Consider the following 19,507-nt stretch of genomic DNA (forward strand, 5'->3'; position numbering starts at 1 on the left):
CAAGGGAGCCTTCGGTATGGATCATTTTCCAGTCTTCATGGCAGTCGCGGGGCGGCGGATCGTGGTGTCCGGTGGCGGCGAGGCGGCGCTGGCCAAGCTGCGGCTGATCCTGAAGACGACCGCCCATGTGACGGTGGTGGCGGCAGAGGCCGCGCCGGAGATCCGGCGCTGGGCCGCAGAAGGCCGGCTGCGGCTGATCCCCCGCGCGATGGAGCCGGGCGATGCGATGTGCGCCGTGCTGTTCTACGCCGCGAACGAGGATGACGCCGAGGATGCCCGCGTGGCGCGGCTGGCGCATCGCGACGGGGCGCGGGTGAACATCGTCGATAACCTGCTGGACAGCCAGTTCATCACGCCGGCCATCGTCGACCGTGACCCGGTGGTCATCGCCATCGGGACGGAAGGCGCCGCGCCGGTGCTGGCGCGGCGGATCAAGCGCGATCTGGAAGAGCGGCTTCCCGCGAGCCTTGGCCTGCTGGCGCGGATCGGCAAGACCTTTCGCGCCGCCGCCGACGTGCTGCCGATGGGTGTCGTGCGGCGCGATTTCTGGACGGCGTTCTACGACCGTGTCGGACCGCAGGCGGTGGAGAGCGACGGTGAGGCGGCCGTGATCCCGGCGCTGGAGACTTTGCTGGACGAGACGTTGCGGGCCACCGGCAAGGCCGGCCATGTCGATCTGGTGGGCGCAGGTCCGGGCGATCCCGAGCTGCTGACCCTGAAGGCGCGCAAGGCGCTGGATGTGGCCGACGTGGTGATCCACGACCGGCTGGTGAGCCGCGAGATCCTTGAACTGGCGCGGCGCGAGGCGGTGATGATCGATGCCGGCAAGGAAGGGTTCGGCGCCGCGATGGCACAGGCCGACATCGATGCGCTGATCGTGGAACATGCACTGAAGGGCGCCCATGTGGTGCGGCTGAAGGCGGGCGATCCGACGGTCTTTGGCCGGCTGGACGAGGAGATCGACGCGCTGGCCGCGGCGGGCGTGTCGTGGCGCATCGTGCCGGGCATCACGGCGGCGAGTGCTGCCGTGGCGAGCATCGGGCAGAGCCTGACGAAGCGCGGGCGCAACTCTGCGGTGCGGTTCATGACGGGGCACGACACGAAAGGTTTTGCCGATCACGACTGGAAGGTGCTGGCGCGTCCCGGCGAGGTCGCGGCGATCTACATGGGCAAGCGCGCGGCGCGGTTCATTCAGGGGCGGCTGCTGATGCACGGGGCGGACCCCATGACGCCGGTGACGGTGATCGAGAACGCCTCTCGGCTCGATCAGCGGGTGCTGGCGACGACGCTGGCGGAGCTGGAGCCGACGTTGAGCGAGGCGGGCCTGACCGGCCCTGCCCTGACCTTTCTGGGCCTTGCCCCGCGCGACGCGGTGGCGGCCACGCAGACCATGAACATCGAGGAGTTTGCCTGATGGCGAAAGCATTCACACCCAAGGTCGTCACGGCGAATGCGCTGCTGGAAGGCGACGCGGTCTGGCTGACCGAGGACGACCGCTGGACCCGGGACATCGCGGAAGCGGAGCTGCTGACCGACGAGGCCCACGCGGAGCTGCGCCTGATGGAGGCGCAGTGGCGGCAGGACGAGATCGCGGGCGCCTACCTCGCCGATGCGAAGGCGTCCGACCACGGGCCGGTGCCCACGCATTTCCGCGAGGAATTCCGCACGCGCGGCCCGTCCAACTATTTCCACGGCAAGCAGACGGAGGCTTGAACCATGTATAGCTATAGCGAGTTCGACGAAGCCTTCGTGCGCGAGCGGGTCAGCCAGTTCCGCGGGCAGGTGGAACGCCGTGTCGACGGCAGCCTGACCGAGGACGAGTTCAAGCCGCTGCGGCTGATGAACGGCCTGTACCTGCAGCTGCACGCCTACATGCTGCGCGTGGCGATCCCCTACGGCACGTTGAACAGCCGCCAGATGCGCCAGCTGGCGATGATCGCCGAGCGCTGGGACAAGGGTTATGGCCATTTCACCACGCGCCAGAACATCCAGTACAACTGGCCGAAGCTGCCGGACGTGCCGGATATCCTCGAAGCGCTGGCGGACGTCGAGATGCACGCGATCCAGACCAGCGGCAACACGATCCGCAACGTGACGGCGGACCATTTCGCCGGCGCCGCCGCGGATGAGGTGGCGGACCCGCGTCCCTACGCTGAGTTGCTGCGCCAGTGGTCCACCGACCACCCGGAGTTCCAGTTCCTGCCGCGCAAGTTCAAGATCGCCGTGACCGGGTCCGAACAGGACCGCGCCGTGATCGCGTCCCACGACATCGGCCTGCAACTGGTCGAGAGCAACGGCAAGCGGGGCTTCCGCGTGCTGGTCGGCGGCGGCCTTGGCCGCACGCCGATGATCGGCAAGGAGATCAGCCCCTTCGTGGCCGAAGCCGACCTGCTGCCCTATTGCGAGGCGATCGTGTCGGTGTGGAACCTGCTGGGCCGGCGCGACAACAAGTACAAGGCCCGTATCAAGATCACCGTCCACGAGCACGGAATCGAGGATATCCGGGCCCGGGTGGAAGAGCGCTTTGCGCAGGTCAGGCCGACGTTTGCCGGTGTCGATCAGGCGCTGCTGGCGGACATCAAGGCCGCCTTCGCGCCGCCGGTGTTCAAGACGGCCTCCGTCGACGGTTATGCAGCCGCGCGTGCGGCGAACCCGGCCTTCCGGTCGTGGTCGGACACCAACCTGACGGCGCACGCGAACCCGGACTACGCCATCGTCAGCATCTCGCTGAAGAAACAGGGCGCGACGCCCGGCGACGCCTCTGCCGATCAGATGCGGGTGATGGCGGACCTGGCGGAGCGGTTCGGCCACGACGAGCTGCGGATCAGCCACGAGCAGAACGTGATCCTGCCGCATGTCCACAAGGGCGATCTGGCGGCGGTCTATGCGGCCCTGCGGGAGGCCGATCTGGCGACGGCGAACATCGGGCTGATTTCCGACATCATCGCCTGCCCCGGCATGGACTACTGCGCGCTGGCGACGGCGCGGTCGATCCCGATTGCACAGCAGATCGCACTGCGCTTCGACGAACTGAAGCTGGAGCATGACGTGGGGCCGCTGAAGATCAAGATCTCTGGCTGCATCAATGCCTGCGGGCACCACCACGTCGGTCACATCGGCATCCTCGGGCTGGATCGCGCGGGGGTCGAGAACTATCAGGTCACGCTGGGCGGCGACGGCACGCAGGACGCGGCCATCGGCGAACGCGCGGGACCGGGGTTCAGCGCAGAAGAGATCCTGCCCGCCATCGAGCGGCTGGTGCTGGGCTACCTCGACCTGCGATCGGACCCCGAGGAGACGTTCCTGCAGACCTACCGCAGGCTGGGGATGGACCCGTTCAAGGCCGTCCTTTATCCGGACAAGGAAGGGGCACGTAATGCCGCTTGACGATATACAAGGCCGCGCCGATGCGCTGAACGAGGCCTACCGGCATCATTCGGCCCATGCGGTGCTGGAACGGGCGCTGAAGGACCCGGACGTGGGGCCGCTGGCGCTGGTCAGTTCCTTCGGGGCGGAATCCGTGGCGCTGTTGCACCTCGTGTCGATGATCGACCGCAGCACGCCGGTCCTGTTCCTCGACACCGAAATGTTGTTCGCGGAAACGCTGACCTATCAGATGGAGGTGGCCGAGCGGCTGAACCTGCGCGACGTGCGGGTGCTGCACCCGGACCGTCAGGAGGTCTTCGAGCAGGACAACGAGGGGCTGCTGCATCTGGCCGATCCCGACAGCTGCTGCGCGTTGCGCAAGTCTCTGCCGCTGCAACGGGCGCTGATGCCTTTCGATGGCTGGATCACCGGACGCAAGCAATATCAGGGCGGCAAGCGCGCGGCCCTGCCGTTCTTCGAGGCGGATGGCACGCACCTGAAGGTAAACCCGCTGGCGCATTGGGACCGGCAGGACGTGCAGGACTACATGACCGAGAACCGCCTGCCGCGGCATCCGCTGGTGGCGCAGGGGTATCCGTCGATCGGCTGCGCGCCCTGCACGACACGGGTGGCGCCGGGCGAGGACCCGCGGGCCGGCCGCTGGCGCAATCAGGAAAAGACCGAATGCGGCATCCATTTCGTGAACGGCAAGATGGTCCGGATCCCGGCGCCGGAGGCGAAAGTCGGATGAGTTTATCCTGCCAAACGAACAGGGGCCTGTGCGCCCGGAGGACGACATGAGCGTGATTGTGACAGATGCCGGCTTTGCGGCCGATGATTTCGACGGCGGCTTCGTGCCGCTGGACGAGGTGGCGCTGGACGTGCCGGGGGCGGTCGACGTGCCCTCTGACGCGGAACCGGACGCGGTGCGCACCGTAATGCAGGCACCGATGATCCGCATCGCCTTTCCCAGCTTTTCCGACGGGCGCGGGTTCACCCTGGCCGCGATCCTGCGGCGGGCGGGCTATCAGGGCCGGCTGCGGGCCCGGGGCCATGTCATCGCGGACCAGTACGCGATGGCGCGGCGGTCGGGCTTCGACGAGGTCGAGATCGACGACGATCTGGCCGCGCGCCAGCCCGAGGACCAGTGGCTGGCCCGCGCCGACTGGCGTGCCCACGACTATCAGGCGCGGATGCGCGGCTGACTTCCCTTTCCTTGACGAACCGAAGGCGTGGCGTCACAACCGCCGCGATGAATGACATGACAGAGCAACGCCCCGTGACCGACACCGCAGCCCAGCCCGTGCTGCCCGACGCGCAGACGGTGACGTCCGTGACGCATTACACCGACCGGCTGTTTTCCTTCCGCGTGACGCGCCCCGCGTCCCTGCGGTTCCGGTCCGGCGAATTCGTGATGATCGGCCTGATGGGGGATCCGGACCCCAGGACCGGGCGGCAGAAGCCGCTGCTGCGGGCCTATTCCATCGCCTCGCCGTCCTGGGACGAAGAGCTGGAGTTCTACTCGATCAAGGTCGAGGACGGGCCGCTGACCAGCAAATTGCAGCACATCGCGGTGGGCGACCAGATCATCCTGAAGCCCAAGCCCGTGGGCACGCTGGTGCATGACGCTCTTCTGCCGGGCAAGCGGCTCTACTTCTTCTCGACCGGGACGGGGTTCGCCCCCTTCGCGTCGCTGCTGCGCGAGCCCGAGACCTTTGAGAATTACGACGAGGTCATCGTGACCCATACCTGCCGCGACGTGGCAGAGCTGACCTATGGCGCCAACCTGATCGCGGACATCACGTCCGACGAGATGATGATCGAGCTGCTGGGCGAGGAGAACCTCGCCAAGATCCGCTATTACCCCACCACCACGCGCGAGAAGAGCGCGAAGATGGGCCGGATCACCACGCTGATCGAAAGCGGCGAGCTGTTCACCGATCTGGGCGTGCCGCCGCTGGACCCGGCGACGGACCGGGCGATGGTCTGCGGGTCGCTGGCCTTCAACAAGGACATCGCCGCCCTGCTGGAGGCGGCCGGCCTGCACGAGGGCGCCAATTCGGAGCCCGGCGAGTTCGTGATCGAAAAGGCTTTCGTCGGCTGACGCGACGGCCCGCCGAAGACGGCGAAGGCGCATCCCTTGGGGGTGCGCCTTTTGCATTTTGCGCTAGCTTGGGCGTGACGCGTACGAAAGGACGGAATCATGGATGACGTGACGGGTGGATGCCTGTGCGGACAGGTGCGGCTGACCGCGCGGGGCGCGCCGGACCGGGTGGCGGTGTGCCATTGCCTCGACTGCCGCAAGCATCACGGGGCGGTGTTCTATGCCGCCGCGATCTTTCCCGCCGCCGCCGTGACCGTCAGCGGTGAGACCGGCGACTACAAGGGAAGGGCCTTCTGCCCGACCTGCGGATCGTCGGTCCTTGCGCGCGCAGGCGCAGAGGTCGAGGTCTATCTGGGCACGCTGGACGCGCCGGACCGGTTCGTGCCGGACTACGAAAGCTGGGTTGTCCGCCGCGAGGGCTGGCTGCCCGCCTTCACAGGCACCGTCCTTCACGATCACGACCGGCCCGGCGACTGATCGGCCATGCGGGCCCCCGCGTCGGGCGTCGCCTGCCGCCGCGGTCTCTCTGTCTTTGAAATATCCCCGCCGGAGGCTCTGCAGCCTGCAAGGACGCCTGAATGCCAGATGGTCAACCGCGACAGGCGCAACCGGGCGTCGGGCATGTCGTGCGGGCCCCATGGGGCCCGCTCCGCTGTTTCACGGTCGCGGACGCCGGACTCAGAGGCCCATCGCCTCGCGCAGGCGGGTGATCGTGGCCGGCAGCAGCTCGGGGTTTTCGCGGGCGTCGCGGACGGCGGCAGTCAGGGTCGTCTTCTGCACGACCGACAGGTCGCTGTCGGCGATCCGGGCGATGACCGCGTCGGCGTTGAAGCCTTCCTGTGTCAGCAGGGTGGGCAGGGCGACATCGGCCGCGGCCTCTGCCCCGGCGCCGGGCGTCATCGTGCCGGCCGCGTCCACCGTCGCATCCACCGATCCTCCGGAGGTCGGCGCTTCGGTTGCTGCGGGCGCGGGCGCGGTCGAATCGGACGGGGGTGTGTCAGCTGCGGCGGCCTCCGGTGCGGCGGCATCGGTCGCGGGCGTGTCCGATGCGGCGCTGTCGGTCGCGTCCGGGGCAGCTTCGGCCTCTGGGTTGTCCGTTGCCTGTGGCGCGGGGGCGGCGGTCGCGGTGTCGTCCTCCTCGGCCGGGGTATCGGCGGCAGGCACGGCCTCGTCCGGCGCGGCTTCGGCGGCGGCGTCATCGGCGGGGTCGGGCGCCACAGCGTCGGGCGCCGTGGCCGCTTCGGCGGCGGGCGCCGCTGCGCCGGTGTCGATCCCGGTCGCGCCAAGGCTGTCGGCGCCGGTGACGATGGCATGCGGGTCGCGACCGTTGACCGCATATTGATAGCCGAAATACCCCAGAATCGCGGCGATCACGATGATGACGATGGCGCGCATGACAGTCTCCTCTCGATCCGGCGGCCGAAATCGCCGCCTTGTCCGTTCAGATGCGGTCGCCCTGCCCCCGCGTCAACCCAAAGCGGGACATCCGGACCCTTTTCCGCCGGTCCCGCCCCGATTTGCGCCTTGAAGAGACGTGGCCTTGGCATTAGGTTCCCATCACCCATTTCAATGATCAAAGGATCAAGACCATAGGACGCAGACCCCACAACGCACCCCCCGTGCGTGAGACCGGCCCCCGCATCAACGAACGCATCCGCGGCGGAGATATCCGCCTGATCGGCGCTGAAGGCGAGAACGTGGGTGTCGTCAGCCCCGAGCGGGCGATGCAGATGGCAGAGGAGGCAGGCCTCGACCTGGTCGAGATCTCGCCCAATGCGTCTCCGCCCGTCTGCAAGATCATGGACTTCGGCAAGTACAAGTACGAGACCCAGAAGAAAGAGAACGAAGCCCGCAAGAAGCAGAAGATCATCGAGATCAAGGAAATCAAGTTCCGTCCGAATACGGACAGCAATGATTACGATGTGAAGATGCGCAACGTCTTCAAGTTCCTCGAAGCCGGCGACAAGGTGAAGATCACCCTGCGCTTCCGCGGCCGCGAGATGGCGCACCAGGAACTGGGACGGCAGTTGCTGGAACGCGTGGCAGAGGACACCAAGGAGCACGGCAAGGTCGAGAACTTCCCCAAGATGGAAGGCCGCCAGATGGTCATGCTGATCGGGCCGCTGCCGAAGTAGGTCTGCCATTCCGATTTGATCAAGCGGCCCCGAGGTGATCCTCGGGGCCGTTGTCGTTTGCACAGTCCAGTCTTGGCGGATGAGGGTTAGGGTCGGACCTCGCCCTGCTCCGTGCCGTCCCAGTAGGTGATGCGGTCGGCGTCGACGCGGATCATGATCATGCCGGGGGTGTCGATGCCATCCTTGAACCAGTATTCCAGTTCGGGGACCCAGTGTTCCTCGAACGTGGCGCGGTCGTCGATCAGCTGCGCACGTCCCTGCACGTGGATCATCACGCCCGGTTTGCCGACGAGGCCCATGACCCCGCCGGTCCCCTGAAAGGACAGGCCGATCCGGTCGTCGGCGCGCAGGTCGCGGATCTTGCGGCTGTCCTCGTGGCTGTAGAACCAGCTTTGACCACGGTATTCCACGTCGCCGTTCGAGCTCATCGGACGGGCGGCGATGCGGCCGTCCTCGCTGTGGGTCTCCATCATGCAGAAGTCGATCTTCGCCATCTGGTCGGCGATGTCCTTCAGGGTCTTGTCGGCCATGTCGTGTCTCCATCGGGCGCGGGCTGCGCCATATGTAACGTCAACGCGCGACCGCCCCGCCGGGGTGCGCGACGGAACGCGGAAGCGGTGAATAAGTGCCGACGCGACCGCCGACCGGTTCGGGAACGCAAAAGGCCCGCGTCGTGTGACGCGGGCCCCTTCCATGCCATGTCCGATCGATCAGCTGTTGCTGAGCAGTTGCGAGATGTTGCGCACCGCGGCGCGGCGGTTGGCGCGTTCGCCCGACTGCGTGTTCACCTTCAGGAACTGTTCGCCGTAGCCCTGCGTCACGAGGTTTTCCGGCGGCACCTGAAAGTACTGCGAGAGAGCCAGAGCGACGGTTTCGGCGCGACGGTCGGACAGGGCGAGGTTGTAGCCCGCATCACCCACCGCGTCGGTGTGACCCTCGACCAGGAAGACGGCAGAGGGGTTGTTGGCGACGATCTGACGGATCGCGCCGCCAAGCGAGGCCAGTTCATCCGCCTGACTTTGCTGGATCGCGGCGGAGCCGGTCTCGAACGTGATGGCGGCCAGTTCGACCTGCGGGGCCAGAGCGCGGACCTCGCGGATGTCACGCACCTGTTCCAGCGAGTAGGTACGGCCGGTGTCGGCCCGCAGGCTGGCGGTCAGGGCCGCCTGCAGCGCCGCCTGATCGGTCAGCGCGACCGAGGAGGTCGAGACGGTTTCCTGCGGGACGGGCGGCAGGCTGGAGACCACGACCGGCGTCGTGTTGTCCAGATCGTCGATCAGGGCGACTTCGGTGCCATCGGCGCGGGTCAGGCTGCGGCGCAGCACGGTGCCGTCGGCGGCGCGGATCGTGGTCACGACGCTGCCGTCGTCACGGGTGACGGTGGTCAGGGTCGAGCCGTCGTCGAAGGTGCGCGTCGCCAGTTGCGCGCCGGGCTGGCGCAGCAGGACGTCGTCGTTCTTGAGCACGCGCAGCTCGCCGTCGCGCTGCACGACGACACGGTCGCCGGAGTTCGACACGACCTTGTCGCCGTTCTTGAGGATCGCACCGACGGCCACGGCGCCGAGGCCGAGGACCAGCGCCTTCTCGAAGGTCGAGAGACCGCCCTTGTCGTTGTTGTCGGCCGTCACGGGCGCATCGCCGGTGGTGGCGGAGGCGTCGCCGGTCGTCGTGGTGGTGGTCGTCGTCGTGGTCGTGTCACCGGTCACGGCCGTGTCGAAGTCCTGGTCGGCGGACCGGACATCATCCTGCGTCACCTCTTCGGTGACGGCCTCGGGATCGTTCGCCAGATCCTCTGTCGTGGCCGTGGCGGCGGCAGAGGCCGCGCGGGCGGCCTGACGCTCTGCGTCACGGGCAGCCTGTTCTTCCGCCGTCAGCTGCGGCTGTGCATCGGTCGTGGCGGTGGCATCAGCCGTGGCGGGCGCGGCCTCCGTCGTGGTGTCCGCTGGCGGGGTGGAGGTTTCGGCGGTCGTGTCGGTTTCGATGTTCGAGGTGGGCGCCGCGTCGGCGGGCGCTGCCTCGGTCGTGGTCACGTCGCCTGCGGGGGCGGCATCGGCCGGGGCCGCGTCACCCGATTGCGCTGCGATGGCCGCGGCAGCCGCAGCGGCGTCGTCCGTCGCGGTATCAGCGGCTGGCGCATCGGCGGTGGTGGTCGCATCGGCCTCAGGTGCCGCGGTCGCATCGGCGGTGGTGGTCGCATCGGCTTCGGGTGCCGCGGTCGCATCGGCGGAGGTGGTCGCCTCTGTCGATGCGGTCGCGTCGGCGGCCGGCTCGGTTGCGGTCTGGTCCGTCACGGCCTGATCGGCGGCGGCTTGATCGGCAGCGGCCTGGTCGGCGGCAGCTTGATCGGCTGCAGCCTGGTCAGCGGCAGCCTGGTCTGCTGCAGCTTGGTCTGCTGCAGCCTGGTCTGCTGCAGCTTGGTCTGCTGCTGCTTGATCCGCCGCGGCCTGGTCTACTGCAGCTTGGTCGGCAGCTGCCTGATCGGCGGCAGCTTGGTCGGCAGCTGCTTGATCGGCGGCTGCTTGGTCTGCGGCTGCCTGATCCGCCGCGGCTTGATCGGCGGCTGCCTGATCTGCGGCTGCTTGATCCGCCGCGGCTTGGTCAGCGGCGGCCTGGTCGGCAGCGGCCTGATCCGCTGCGGCGGCGTCGGCGGCGGGCGCTGCGGTCGTGTCGACCGTGGCATCTGCCGAAGCGGCGGCACCCTCGGGGATCAGGACGGCTTTTGCGTCGGCGGAGGCGGTGGCGAGGGCTGCGGCAAGCTGGTCACCGCCCTCTGCCACGGCCTGCGCGTAAGCGTCGGCGGAACAGACCGTGGCGGGGTCGGCGGCGGCATCGGCAGTGACCTCGGTGCCGAGGCCAGCGATCAGCGCGCTGGAGAAGGCGGCCGCGGTGTCGACGGTCTGGCCGTCGCCGGTGACGCAGGGAAAGGGCTGCGCGTCCTGCGCGAAGACCGGTGTCGCCAGCGACAGCGACAGCACGAGTGAGGTCGTGGATTTGAGTGAGAGACGCATGGTATTCCTCCGAAAGCGCGCCGATTGCCGGCACCTCTGTTGGAAAGGAAACCGGCAGTCGCTGGATGGCGTTCCGGCGATCCGAAGGCCCTGCGCGGAAATCCGCCGATAATGGGGTGGGATCCGACCTTTGATCGGGGAACCGGACCGGGAACTGGAGCCCGGACCGTCGGCGATCCGATCTTGCACGCGGTCCGGCGGACGGCCTAGAACCGGCGCATGTCCGATGCCGCCGCCCAGTTGTTGCCGATATGGAGTGTCCTTGGCACCGGGCTTTACGCTGTGGTGATGCTGCTTGCGCTGGCACACGCCGTCGTTCTGACCGGATTTGCGGTGCCGCTGACGCCCATTGCCGTCGCGGCGGGGCTGCTGGCGCAACGCGGCTATCTCGATCCGGTCACGCTGGTGTGGAGCCTCGCGCTTGGCGGCTGGGTCGGCTGCGGGATCAGTTACGGGATCGGGCGGCTGGTGCAGGGCGTTGACGTCAATCTGCGGCATCCGGCGGGCCTGCGTTGGGCCACGGCGCGGGGTCCGGGCGTGATCCGGGGGCGGCTGTCGGGCGGCACCTTTGCCTTCGTTCCCTTCGGGGCGGGGCGGATGCGGGGCGCGCCGCTGGCGGTCATCGGCTGGTGCGGGATGGTCGCCGCGGGATTTGCAATAAGCGCAACCCTTGCGGGCATGGCGGCAGGTCTTGTGATCGGGGCGCTGGGAGCCGCGACGCCGCGGCTGGCGGTGCTGGCGCTGATCCTTGCGGCGATCCTGCTGACCGTGGCACTTGTCCTGCGTCGGGCGCGCAGGGTCGGCCCGGATGTGGTGCGCGTCCTTCGGGTGGTGGCGGCGCGGATCGGTCGCCGCCTCGGCCTGCGCCGGCTGATCGACCGGCATCCGCGCTGGTCCGGGTTTCTGGCCGCGCGGTTCGGGACAGAGCGGTTCCTTGGCCTGACAGCGACGGTGCTGGGTCTTCTTCTTCTCTATATCGTCGGGGCCTACGTCGCATCCGTCACCGATTTCCTTGGCACGCGGGGCACGGTCACCGCAGACACGCGGATTGCGAACCTGCTTTACGCGATCCGCGACGACCGGGTGATCGCCGTTCTGGGCTGGATCACCGAGGTCGGTGGCCGCCACGGCGTGCTGCCGATGCTGGCCGGGACGACGCTGGCGCTGCTGGTGCTGCGCCGGTTCGATTTGCTGGGGGGTCTGTGGATCGCGGCGGCGGGCAACCAGATCACCGTCACGCTGCTGAAGGGCTTCTTTGCCCGGCCCCGGTCGGATCTGGGGTATTTCACCGAAACCTCTGGCAGCTTTCCCAGCGGTCACGCGGCGGGGGCCGTCGCGGTCTGGGCGATGCTGTTCTACCTTGGCTGGCGGATGCGGCTGCTGCGGGCAGAGCTTGCGGGGTTTCTGGCCGTGACCGCCGTGGTGCTGATCGGGCTCAGCCGGGTCTATCTTGTCGAGCATTACGTGTCGGACGTGCTGAACGGCTACCTCGTGGGGGGGCTGTGGCTGATCCTTGGCATCGCGTTCTGCGAATGGCGGCGGCGGCGCGACAGGGGACCCGCCACCGCCCTGCGGCGCTGGGCCGCGGCGGCCTGCGTTGCGGCGGCCGTCCTTGCCGCGGTCGTCATCGCGACACGGACCGCCAGCCCGATGAACACGCCGGTCGCGCGGGAGACGGTGGTCGTCGCCGGACCGGCAGAGGTACTGGCCGACCCCGCCCTGCCGCGCGAGACGGCAGCGCTGTCGGGCACGGCGCGGCAGTCGATCGGACTGGCCGTGGCAGCGCCGGGGCCGGAAGAGCTGACCGCCGCCCTGACGGGCGCGGGCTGGCAGGCGGCACCGCGGCCCGGCCCGGCCTTGCTGGCACAAGCGGGTCTGGCGGACTGGACCGGCGGCCCCCTGCCCCGCCCGCTGGTCGTGCCGACCTTCTGGGACAACCGGCCGAGCGCGCTGGGTTTCGCATGGCCCGAGGACACGGCGAATGGCCACCGGCTGCACCTGCGGTTCTGGGACAGCCTGCGTCGGACTCCCGACGGCGCGCCGGTCTATATCGGCACTCTGACGGCAGAGGCGCCGCTGGACTGGACGATGACCGACGATCCGGTGCGCACGCCTGACGACAGCGTCACCCGCGCCATGGCGCAGGTCCGTGCGGTATTGGATGCGGCGGGGCTGCCGGCGGCAGCCCCCTGATCCTGCGGTGGCCGGGTTCAGCCCCGGGCCTTGACCTCGTCCCGCAGAAGGCGGCGCAGGATCTTGCCGGAGGCGGATTTCGGGATCGTATCGACGAAATCGATGCGGTGGACCTGCTTGTAGGACGACAGGGTCCGCGACAGGTGATCCTTGATCGCTTCCGCATCCGGGCCGTCGTCGGTGCGCACGACGAAGGCCATCGGGATCTCTCCCGCGTCCGGGTCCGGCAGGCCGACGACGGCGGCATCGGTCACGCCGTCCATGCTGACGATCGCGGCCTCCAGCTCTGCCGGGGCGACCTGGAACCCCTTGTACTTGATCAGCTCCTTCAGGCGATCGACGATGAACATGTGCCCGTCGGCGTCGATGTAGGAGATGTCGCCGGTGCGCAGCCAGCCGCCCTCGACGATCGTATCCGCCGTGGCCTTCGCGTTGTTGAGGTAGCCCTGCATGACGTTGGGCCCCTTGACCCAAAGCTCGCCCTCTTCGCCCGGCCCCATGTCCTCGCCCGTTTCGATGTTCACGATGCGGCACTGGACGTTGGGAGCGGCGAGGCCGGAGGCGCCGGGCTTCGCTTCCTCTCGGGGCGACAGGTGGCTGACGGGGGACAATTCGGTCATGCCGTAGCCCTGCAGCGACACGCAGTTCAGGCGGCGGCCCACGGCGTTCGACAGGTCGGCCCCGAGGGGGGCGGCGCCGCAGAAGATTTCCTCCAGCGACGACAGGTCGAACTGGTCGACCAGCGGGTGCTTAGCCAGCGCCAGCGCCACGGGCGGCACGATCCACATGCGCTTGGACCGATGGTCCTGACTGACGCGCAGGAAGAGTTCCAGATCGAAGCGCGGCAGGGTCACGAGGCCGCCGCCGCCCGCAAGGTGGACGTTCATCATCACGGTCATGCCGTAGATGTGGAAAAAGGGCAGGAAGGCGGCCGCGACCTCGCCCCGGCGAAAGTTCACGCCCTCGATGATCTGATCGACATTGGTGACGAGGTTGCGGTGCGACAGCATGACACCCTTGGGCAGGCCGGTGGTGCCGGAGGAATAGGGCAGCACGACCGTATGGGCGTCGAAATCCACCGCGACCTGATGCGACAGCGGATCGCCCATCAGGTCCGCAAGCTCCGGCGTGTCGGGTGCCTGTCCGATGGTCACGAGTTCCGTCACGGCGGTCTTTGCCATGGCGGCGCGGGCGGTGTCGCGGAAGGCCGGCACGGTGATCAGGCACTCGGCCTGGCTGTCCTGCAACTGGTGGCGGACTTCCGATTCCGTGTAAGTCGGGTTGATCGTGGTGATCGTGCCACCGGCGTAGGCGACGGCATGGAACACGACGCAGTATTCCGGGCAGTTCGGTGCCATCAGCGCCACCGTATGGCCAGCGCCGAAGCCGCGCGCCGTCAGGCCGCCCGCCAGCGATTCCACCTGATCGATGAACTGCGCCGCTGTCAGGGTACGGCCCGTGGGGCCATCGGTCAGCACGACCTCGTTCGGACGGTCACGCAGCCCCTCGAACACGCGATCTGTGATCGAGACGTCGCGCAGGACGATCGGATCGAAGGTACTTTCGAAAATGGACATGGATGGGTCTCCTCCTCGCTGGAGTGTGCCTTGCCGTGCGGCGCCTGTCACCGGTTTTGACATGCGCCGTGGGGTGCGAGCGGCGCTGTCAGGGCGTGCGCTTGCCGTCGGACCCTCCGGGGGGTTTACCGGTCAGATGAATGCGGATCAGAGCACGCCGATCGCCGCCAGCGCCTTTTGCAGGTCGGGCGGCAGGGCGTCCTCGTGGGCCTGGGCGCCGGTCAGGTCGCGGGGCGCGTCGGCGGGGGCGAGGTAGCGCCAGCCCTGGAACGCCTTCTTGGGGACCGAGGCGGTACGGATGACATCCGGCGCCAGCACGAGGCCACAGCGGCGGATGCCGTCCTGTCCCACGATTTCCCTGAGTGCGGTGATGCGCTGGCGGCACTGGATGACCCCCTTGATGACCCAGTAGATACTGCCACCGTCAAGCAGCTCGGCATCACGCTTGGGCCACATGCGGGTGACGTGATAATACTGGCCATCCGTCACCTGCTGCGACCGGTGCCGCTGCCATGTCTGCAGATCGTCGATGGACTCCGTTCCGACGGAGAGTTTTACCAGATTTATGTGGTTGCCCAATTCACCGCCCCAGATGTAGTATGCAGACCCGGCTTTAACCGATTCTTTACCTTTTGAACAGGTAGGTCGGAGGCGCCGTGTTTCAATTGACCCGCCCCGGAGCAGGCCGTAGCAATTGGTCCAAGTCAAGTAGCGGCGATGCTGGGTTAAAGCGCCTGCGGCCAATCCAACTTCACCGGCGACGGCGACCGTATTGGCTCACAGTAAGAGAATTGCGGCGCCCGTTCGGTCAGATTCCACGGCTAATGACAACGTTCGGATGAGGCTTGAAACTGATGAAAAAATTGGAGTCGAAACGACGGCACAGTCCTCCACGGTGGCTATCAATCAAGTTTAGTTGGCGAGAATTAACCGCCGAGGCCTCCGGCGATGCCGTGGCGACGACCCTCGTTGCCGGCTTAATACTGGCGGCCCTCCTGTTGGCAATCTGGATCGCTGCGCCGGCGATAAGCTGACTATCCATACGTCAAACCTGCAAAGCCTTCGAAAAGGAACGCTGCCTGCATGTATCATCGCCCTCAACGACGGGCATATGATCCACCCCTACCCAACCGAAATCGAGACCATATATAGGCGCCGCAGGTCAGCATTGCGCCATATGTGGTGCCCTCCGAGGACTGCCGAATAAAAAGTAGCCCTTCCTGCAATTGCCAATCGCCGATGGCAGTCTTACACAGTTCCTCCTTAGCTCCCCGATTCCCCGCCTCAAGGATTGCCTAAATGACCCGTTTCAGTGCCCCCATTGCCGAGCAGATCTGGGACATGAAGTACCGCTTCAAGGCAGCCGACGGCACGCCGAAGGATGTCACGGTCGAGGACACCTGGCGCCGGATCGCGCGGTCGCTGGCGGTGGTGGAGACCGACCCCGCGGCGTGGGAGGAGACCTTCTTCGACGCGCTGTCGGATTTCAAATATCTGCCGGCGGGCCGGATCACCGCCGGTGCGGGCACCGCACGGCAGGTGACGCTGTTCAACTGTTTCGTCATGGGGACGGTGCCCGACAGCATGGCGGGCATCTTCGACATGCTGAAGGAGGCCGCGCTGACCATGCAGCAGGGCGGCGGCATCGGCTATGACTTCAGCACGATCCGGCCCAAGGGGTCGGCGGTGCACGGGGTTGCGGCGGACGCCTCCGGTCCGCTGTCCTTCATGGACGTCTGGGATGCGATGTGCCGCACCATCATGTCCGCCGGTTCGCGCCGCGGGGCCATGATGGCGACGATGCGCTGCGACCACCCAGACGTGGAAGATTTCATCACCGCCAAGCACGACGCAGCGCGCCTGCGGATGTTCAACATGAGCGTGCTGATCACCGACCCCTTCATGGACGCGGTGAAAGCCGGGGGTGACTGGGATCTGGTGTTCGGCGGCGAGGTCTATCGCACCGTGAAGGCGCGCGATCTGTGGGACGCGATCATGAAGTCCACCTATGAGGTGGCGGAGCCGGGCGTGATCTTCATCGACCGGATCAACGCGGCAAACAACCTGAGCTATTGCGAGACCATCGCCGCGACCAACCCCTGCGGCGAGCAGCCCCTGCCGCCCTACGGCGCCTGCCTGCTGGGGTCGATCAACATGGCGCGGCTTGTGTCCGATCCCTTCGGCGCCGCGGCGGCGCTGGATGTCGATGCCCTTGGCAAACTGGTCGCCACCGCGGTCCGGATGATGGACAATGTCGTCGACGTCAGCCAGTTCCCGCTGGAGGCGCAGGCTCAGGAAGCCCGCGCCAAGCGCCGGATCGGACTTGGCGTCACCGGTCTGGCCGACGCGCTGCTGATGGTCGGCCTGCGCTACGGGTCCGAGGAGGCCGCGCGGCAGACCGACCGTTGGATGCACGCGATCGCCCGCGCCGCCTATCTGGCCTCGGTCGATCTGGCGAAGGAGAAGGGCGCGTTTCCGCTGTTCGACGCGGAGGCCTACCTCGCCTCTGGCGCGATGCAGGAGATGGACGACGATGTCCGGGACGCGATCCGGCAGCATGGCATCCGCAACGCGCTGCTGACCTCGATCGCGCCGACGGGGACGATTTCGCTTTATGCCGGGAACGTGTCGTCGGGGATCGAGCCGGTCTTTGCCTATGCCTATACCCGCAAAGTGCTGCAGAAGGACGGGTCGCGGACCGAGGAAGAGGTCGTCGACTACGCCGTCCAGCTGTGGCGCGAGTTGAAGGGCGACGCCCCCCTGCCCGACTATTTCGTCAATGCACAGACACTGGCCCCGCTGGAGCATGTGCGGATGCAGGCCGCGGCGCAGAAGTGGATCGATTCCTCGATCTCGAAGACGATCAACTGCCCCGAGGACATCAGCTTCGACGATTTCAAGGAGGTCTACATGGCCGCCTGGGATCAGGGCTGCAAGGGCTGCACGACCTACCGGCCCAACGCCGTCACCGGGTCGGTGCTGAGCGTGTCCGAGGACAAGCCGGTCGCCGTCGCGCAAGACGGCGGCGGGGCCGAGGTCGTCTACATGACCGAGCCGCTGGACCGCCCGACCGAGCTTGAGGGTGCGACCTACAAGCTGAAGTGGCACGACAGCGAGCACGCGATCTACATCACCGTCAACGATCTGGTGGTGGCGGGACACCGTCGGCCCTTCGAGGTCTTCATCAATTCCAAGAACATGGAGCATTTCGCCTGGACCGTGGCGCTGACGCGGATGATCTCTGCCGTGTTCCGGCGCGGTGGCGACGTCACCTTCGTTGTCGAGGAGCTGAAGGCCGTCTTCGACCCGCGCGGCGGGGCCTGGATGCAGGGGAAATACGTGCCTTCCATCCTCGCGGCCATCGGCGGCGTGATCGAGAAGCACATGATCGCGACGGGCTTTTTGTCCGGCGAGGGTCAGGGGCTGAAGACCGATCCCCAGGCGGACGTGGTCAACCTGACCGGCGCCCCTCGTGGCAAAGCCTGCGGATCCTGCGGCAGCTACGACCTGCGGATGGTCGAAGGCTGCATGACCTGCGGCAGCTGCGGGTTTTCGAAGTGCGGATGAGGACGGGAGTGGTGTGGTGACGCGCATGAACTGACAATGATGAATTGGTCATCTGGCCCGTTCAGATGGCCATTCTGAAGAGGAAAGACCGTTCATTGCAGGCTCATGGATCCGTCACGACATCCGGGCGGTGATCTCTCTCCAGAAGAGGGGTGTCACCAGCACCAGGACGGTCAGCAATTCCAACCGCCCCAAAAACATGCCGAGCACGAGCGTCAGCTTGGCCGGATCGCCGATCGACGAGAAATTGCCGGCCGGGCCGATGATCGCACCGATGCCAGGTCCGACATTCGCAAGGGCAGTCAATGCACCGCTGGTTGCCGTCGACACGTCCAGACCAAGAAAGGTCAATACGAACGACAGGACGGCAAACGTGGCGAGATAGACCGCGAAGAACGTAATCAGGCCCGCGATAACATCGGCATCGACCCTCTGGCCTTCGTAGCGCACGGTTACCACACGGTGGGGCGAATGCAGGGCCTGAACCTGTGCCTTGATGGACCGGCTGAGCAAAAGCCAGCGCATGGCCTTGGCACCGCCCGCCGTGGACCCCGTGCAGCCGCCGACAGCCGTGAGCACGAAGAACATGGCGACCGCGAAGGGCCCCCACAGGGTGTAATCCGTCGTCGCATAGCCGGTTGTCGTGACGACGGACACCACGTTGAACGAAACCTGGCGCAGAGCGGTCAACGGCGGCATCCCCGTTCTGGCCATGACCCAGACCGTCAGCATCAGGATGACGATCGTCAGGGTCTGGATCATGGCACCCACCTGTTCGCTGCGGAACGTGCCGCCCTGGGCCACCCGGATATACCACGCGAAGGGCAGCGCCCCCATCAGCATGAAGAAGGTCGCCGCCCATTGCAGGAACGCGCTTTGGAAGAAGCCGAACGAGGCGTCGTGTCCCGAATAGCCGCCGGTCGAGATCGTCGTCATGGCGTGGGTGATCGCGTCGAAACCGCTCATGCCGCCGGCAAGATAGACGATGGCGCAGAGCATGATCAGACCGGCGTAGATCTGAAGGGTCGCGGATGCGAAGAGCGCCGCGCTCTTCAGTTCCTTTTCGCCCTTGTCGGAGCTTTCGGTGCGAAACAGCTGCATGCCGCCCACCTTCAGCAGAGGCAGGATGGCAATGCCCGTCACAATGAATCCGACGCCCCCCACGGCTTGCAGCGCCGCGCGCCACATGATGATGCCGTGCGGCATGGCGTCCAGACCGGCCAGGACCGTCGCACCCGTGGTGGTGATGCCCGACATCGACTCGAACAGGGCGTCGGTCGCGGTCATCGACCAGACCATCAGGGGGACGGCGCCGGCCACCGCGGCCATGAACCAGACCGTCGAGGTCAACAAAAAGGTATGTGCCCGCCGCAGGCCCGCGTCCGATGACGACGACACCATGGCCAGCAGGAGGCCCGGCACCCCCACGAGCGCCATCGCGAAGAGGAACACGGGTGCGGTCGCCGGAAAGAGCAGCGCATCTAGCCCCATCAGTGAAGCGAAGAAGATCAGGACCAGCCCGTTGATGAAGACCACGAAACTCATGGGCAGGGGAAC

General features: G+C 67.0%; 16 protein-coding genes. 10 read left to right on the forward strand and 6 right to left on the reverse strand.

The genetic code is table 11. From position 1 onward, the window contains the following. Positions 1-16 precede the first annotated feature (16 nt). The 7 genes from cysG (at position 17) to BUA54_RS06255 (ending at position 5,947) form a co-directional block, all read left to right on the forward strand. Positions 17-1,414: a siroheme synthase CysG gene (cysG, locus tag BUA54_RS06225; protein WP_072856372.1), complete on the forward strand. Its 1,398-nt coding sequence runs from the start codon at positions 17-19 to the stop codon at positions 1,412-1,414. Further along, positions 1,414-1,713 (forward strand): DUF2849 domain-containing protein, encoded by a 300-nt coding sequence (locus tag BUA54_RS06230; protein WP_072856373.1) that lies wholly within the window; start codon positions 1,414-1,416, stop codon positions 1,711-1,713. Before cysG ends, BUA54_RS06230 begins: the two co-directional genes overlap by 1 nt. A 3-nt stretch (positions 1,714-1,716) precedes the next feature. After that, positions 1,717-3,387 (forward strand): nitrite/sulfite reductase, encoded by a 1,671-nt coding sequence (locus tag BUA54_RS06235; RefSeq protein ID WP_072856374.1) that lies wholly within the window; start codon positions 1,717-1,719, stop codon positions 3,385-3,387. Further along, positions 3,377-4,117 (forward strand): phosphoadenylyl-sulfate reductase, encoded by a 741-nt coding sequence (locus BUA54_RS06240; RefSeq protein WP_072856375.1) that lies wholly within the window; start codon positions 3,377-3,379, stop codon positions 4,115-4,117. Before BUA54_RS06235 ends, BUA54_RS06240 begins: the two co-directional genes overlap by 11 nt. A gap of 46 nt (positions 4,118-4,163) precedes the next feature. After that, a complete protein-coding gene (locus BUA54_RS06245) occupies positions 4,164-4,571 on the forward strand; it encodes a DUF934 domain-containing protein (protein ID WP_072856376.1) in 408 nt (135 codons plus the stop codon). A 56-nt stretch (positions 4,572-4,627) separates the two neighbouring features. Then, complete coding sequence (locus BUA54_RS06250) at positions 4,628-5,470, forward strand: ferredoxin--NADP reductase (RefSeq protein WP_072856662.1); 843 nt, start codon at positions 4,628-4,630, stop codon at positions 5,468-5,470. Between the two features lie 99 nt (positions 5,471-5,569). Continuing rightward, on the forward strand, positions 5,570-5,947 hold the full coding sequence (locus BUA54_RS06255) for a GFA family protein (RefSeq protein ID WP_072856377.1): 378 nt from the start codon (positions 5,570-5,572) through the stop codon (positions 5,945-5,947). 201 nt (positions 5,948-6,148) lie between these two features. Here BUA54_RS06255 and BUA54_RS06260 read toward each other — a convergent pair whose 3' ends face one another. Further along, positions 6,149-6,865 carry a hypothetical protein gene (locus BUA54_RS06260; RefSeq protein WP_072856378.1) on the reverse strand — a complete coding sequence of 239 codons (717 nt, stop codon included), beginning with the start codon at positions 6,863-6,865 and terminating at the stop codon, positions 6,149-6,151. 224 nt (positions 6,866-7,089) lie between these two features. On the opposite strand from BUA54_RS06260, the gene infC reads away from it, so the two are divergent. Further along, positions 7,090-7,605, forward strand: a complete 516-nt coding sequence (gene infC, locus BUA54_RS06265; RefSeq protein WP_245810583.1) for a translation initiation factor IF-3 — start codon at positions 7,090-7,092, stop codon at positions 7,603-7,605. 86 nt (positions 7,606-7,691) lie between these two features. Here infC and BUA54_RS06270 read toward each other — a convergent pair whose 3' ends face one another. Together BUA54_RS06270 and BUA54_RS06275 are read right to left on the reverse strand one after the other, a co-directional pair. Next, positions 7,692-8,135 (reverse strand): pyridoxamine 5'-phosphate oxidase family protein, encoded by a 444-nt coding sequence (locus tag BUA54_RS06270; protein WP_072856380.1) that lies wholly within the window; start codon positions 8,133-8,135, stop codon positions 7,692-7,694. A 180-nt stretch (positions 8,136-8,315) separates the two neighbouring features. Further along, positions 8,316-10,613 (reverse strand): OmpA family protein, encoded by a 2,298-nt coding sequence (locus BUA54_RS06275; RefSeq protein ID WP_072856381.1) that lies wholly within the window; start codon positions 10,611-10,613, stop codon positions 8,316-8,318. Between the two features lie 219 nt (positions 10,614-10,832). On the opposite strand from BUA54_RS06275, the gene BUA54_RS06280 reads away from it, so the two are divergent. Further along, complete coding sequence (locus tag BUA54_RS06280; protein WP_072856382.1) at positions 10,833-12,806, forward strand: bifunctional DedA family/phosphatase PAP2 family protein; 1,974 nt, start codon at positions 10,833-10,835, stop codon at positions 12,804-12,806. 17 nt (positions 12,807-12,823) lie between these two features. On the opposite strand, the gene BUA54_RS06285 is transcribed toward BUA54_RS06280, so the two are convergent. Both BUA54_RS06285 and BUA54_RS06290 read right to left on the reverse strand, forming a co-directional pair. Then, positions 12,824-14,383, reverse strand: coding sequence for an AMP-binding protein (locus BUA54_RS06285; protein ID WP_072856383.1), 1,560 nt, complete (start codon positions 14,381-14,383; stop codon positions 12,824-12,826). 147 nt (positions 14,384-14,530) lie between these two features. Then, positions 14,531-14,962: a DUF1489 family protein gene (locus BUA54_RS06290; RefSeq protein WP_072856384.1), complete on the reverse strand. Its 432-nt coding sequence runs from the start codon at positions 14,960-14,962 to the stop codon at positions 14,531-14,533. Positions 14,963-15,682: 720 nt separating this feature from the next. Here BUA54_RS06290 and BUA54_RS06295 point away from each other — a divergent pair. Further along, entirely contained in the window at positions 15,683-17,950 is a 2,268-nt protein-coding gene (locus BUA54_RS06295) for an adenosylcobalamin-dependent ribonucleoside-diphosphate reductase (protein ID WP_072856385.1), read from the forward strand. A gap of 114 nt (positions 17,951-18,064) precedes the next feature. Here BUA54_RS06295 and BUA54_RS06300 read toward each other — a convergent pair whose 3' ends face one another. Next, the gene (locus BUA54_RS06300) at positions 18,065-19,495 is read right to left on the reverse strand and encodes a TrkH family potassium uptake protein (RefSeq protein ID WP_072856386.1); all 1,431 of its coding nucleotides are present in this window, start codon (positions 19,493-19,495) and stop codon (positions 18,065-18,067) included. Positions 19,496-19,507: the final 12 nt, after the last annotated feature.

This window comes from Loktanella atrilutea (assembly GCF_900128995.1).
Classification (GTDB): Bacteria; Pseudomonadota; Alphaproteobacteria; order Rhodobacterales; family Rhodobacteraceae; genus Loktanella; species Loktanella atrilutea.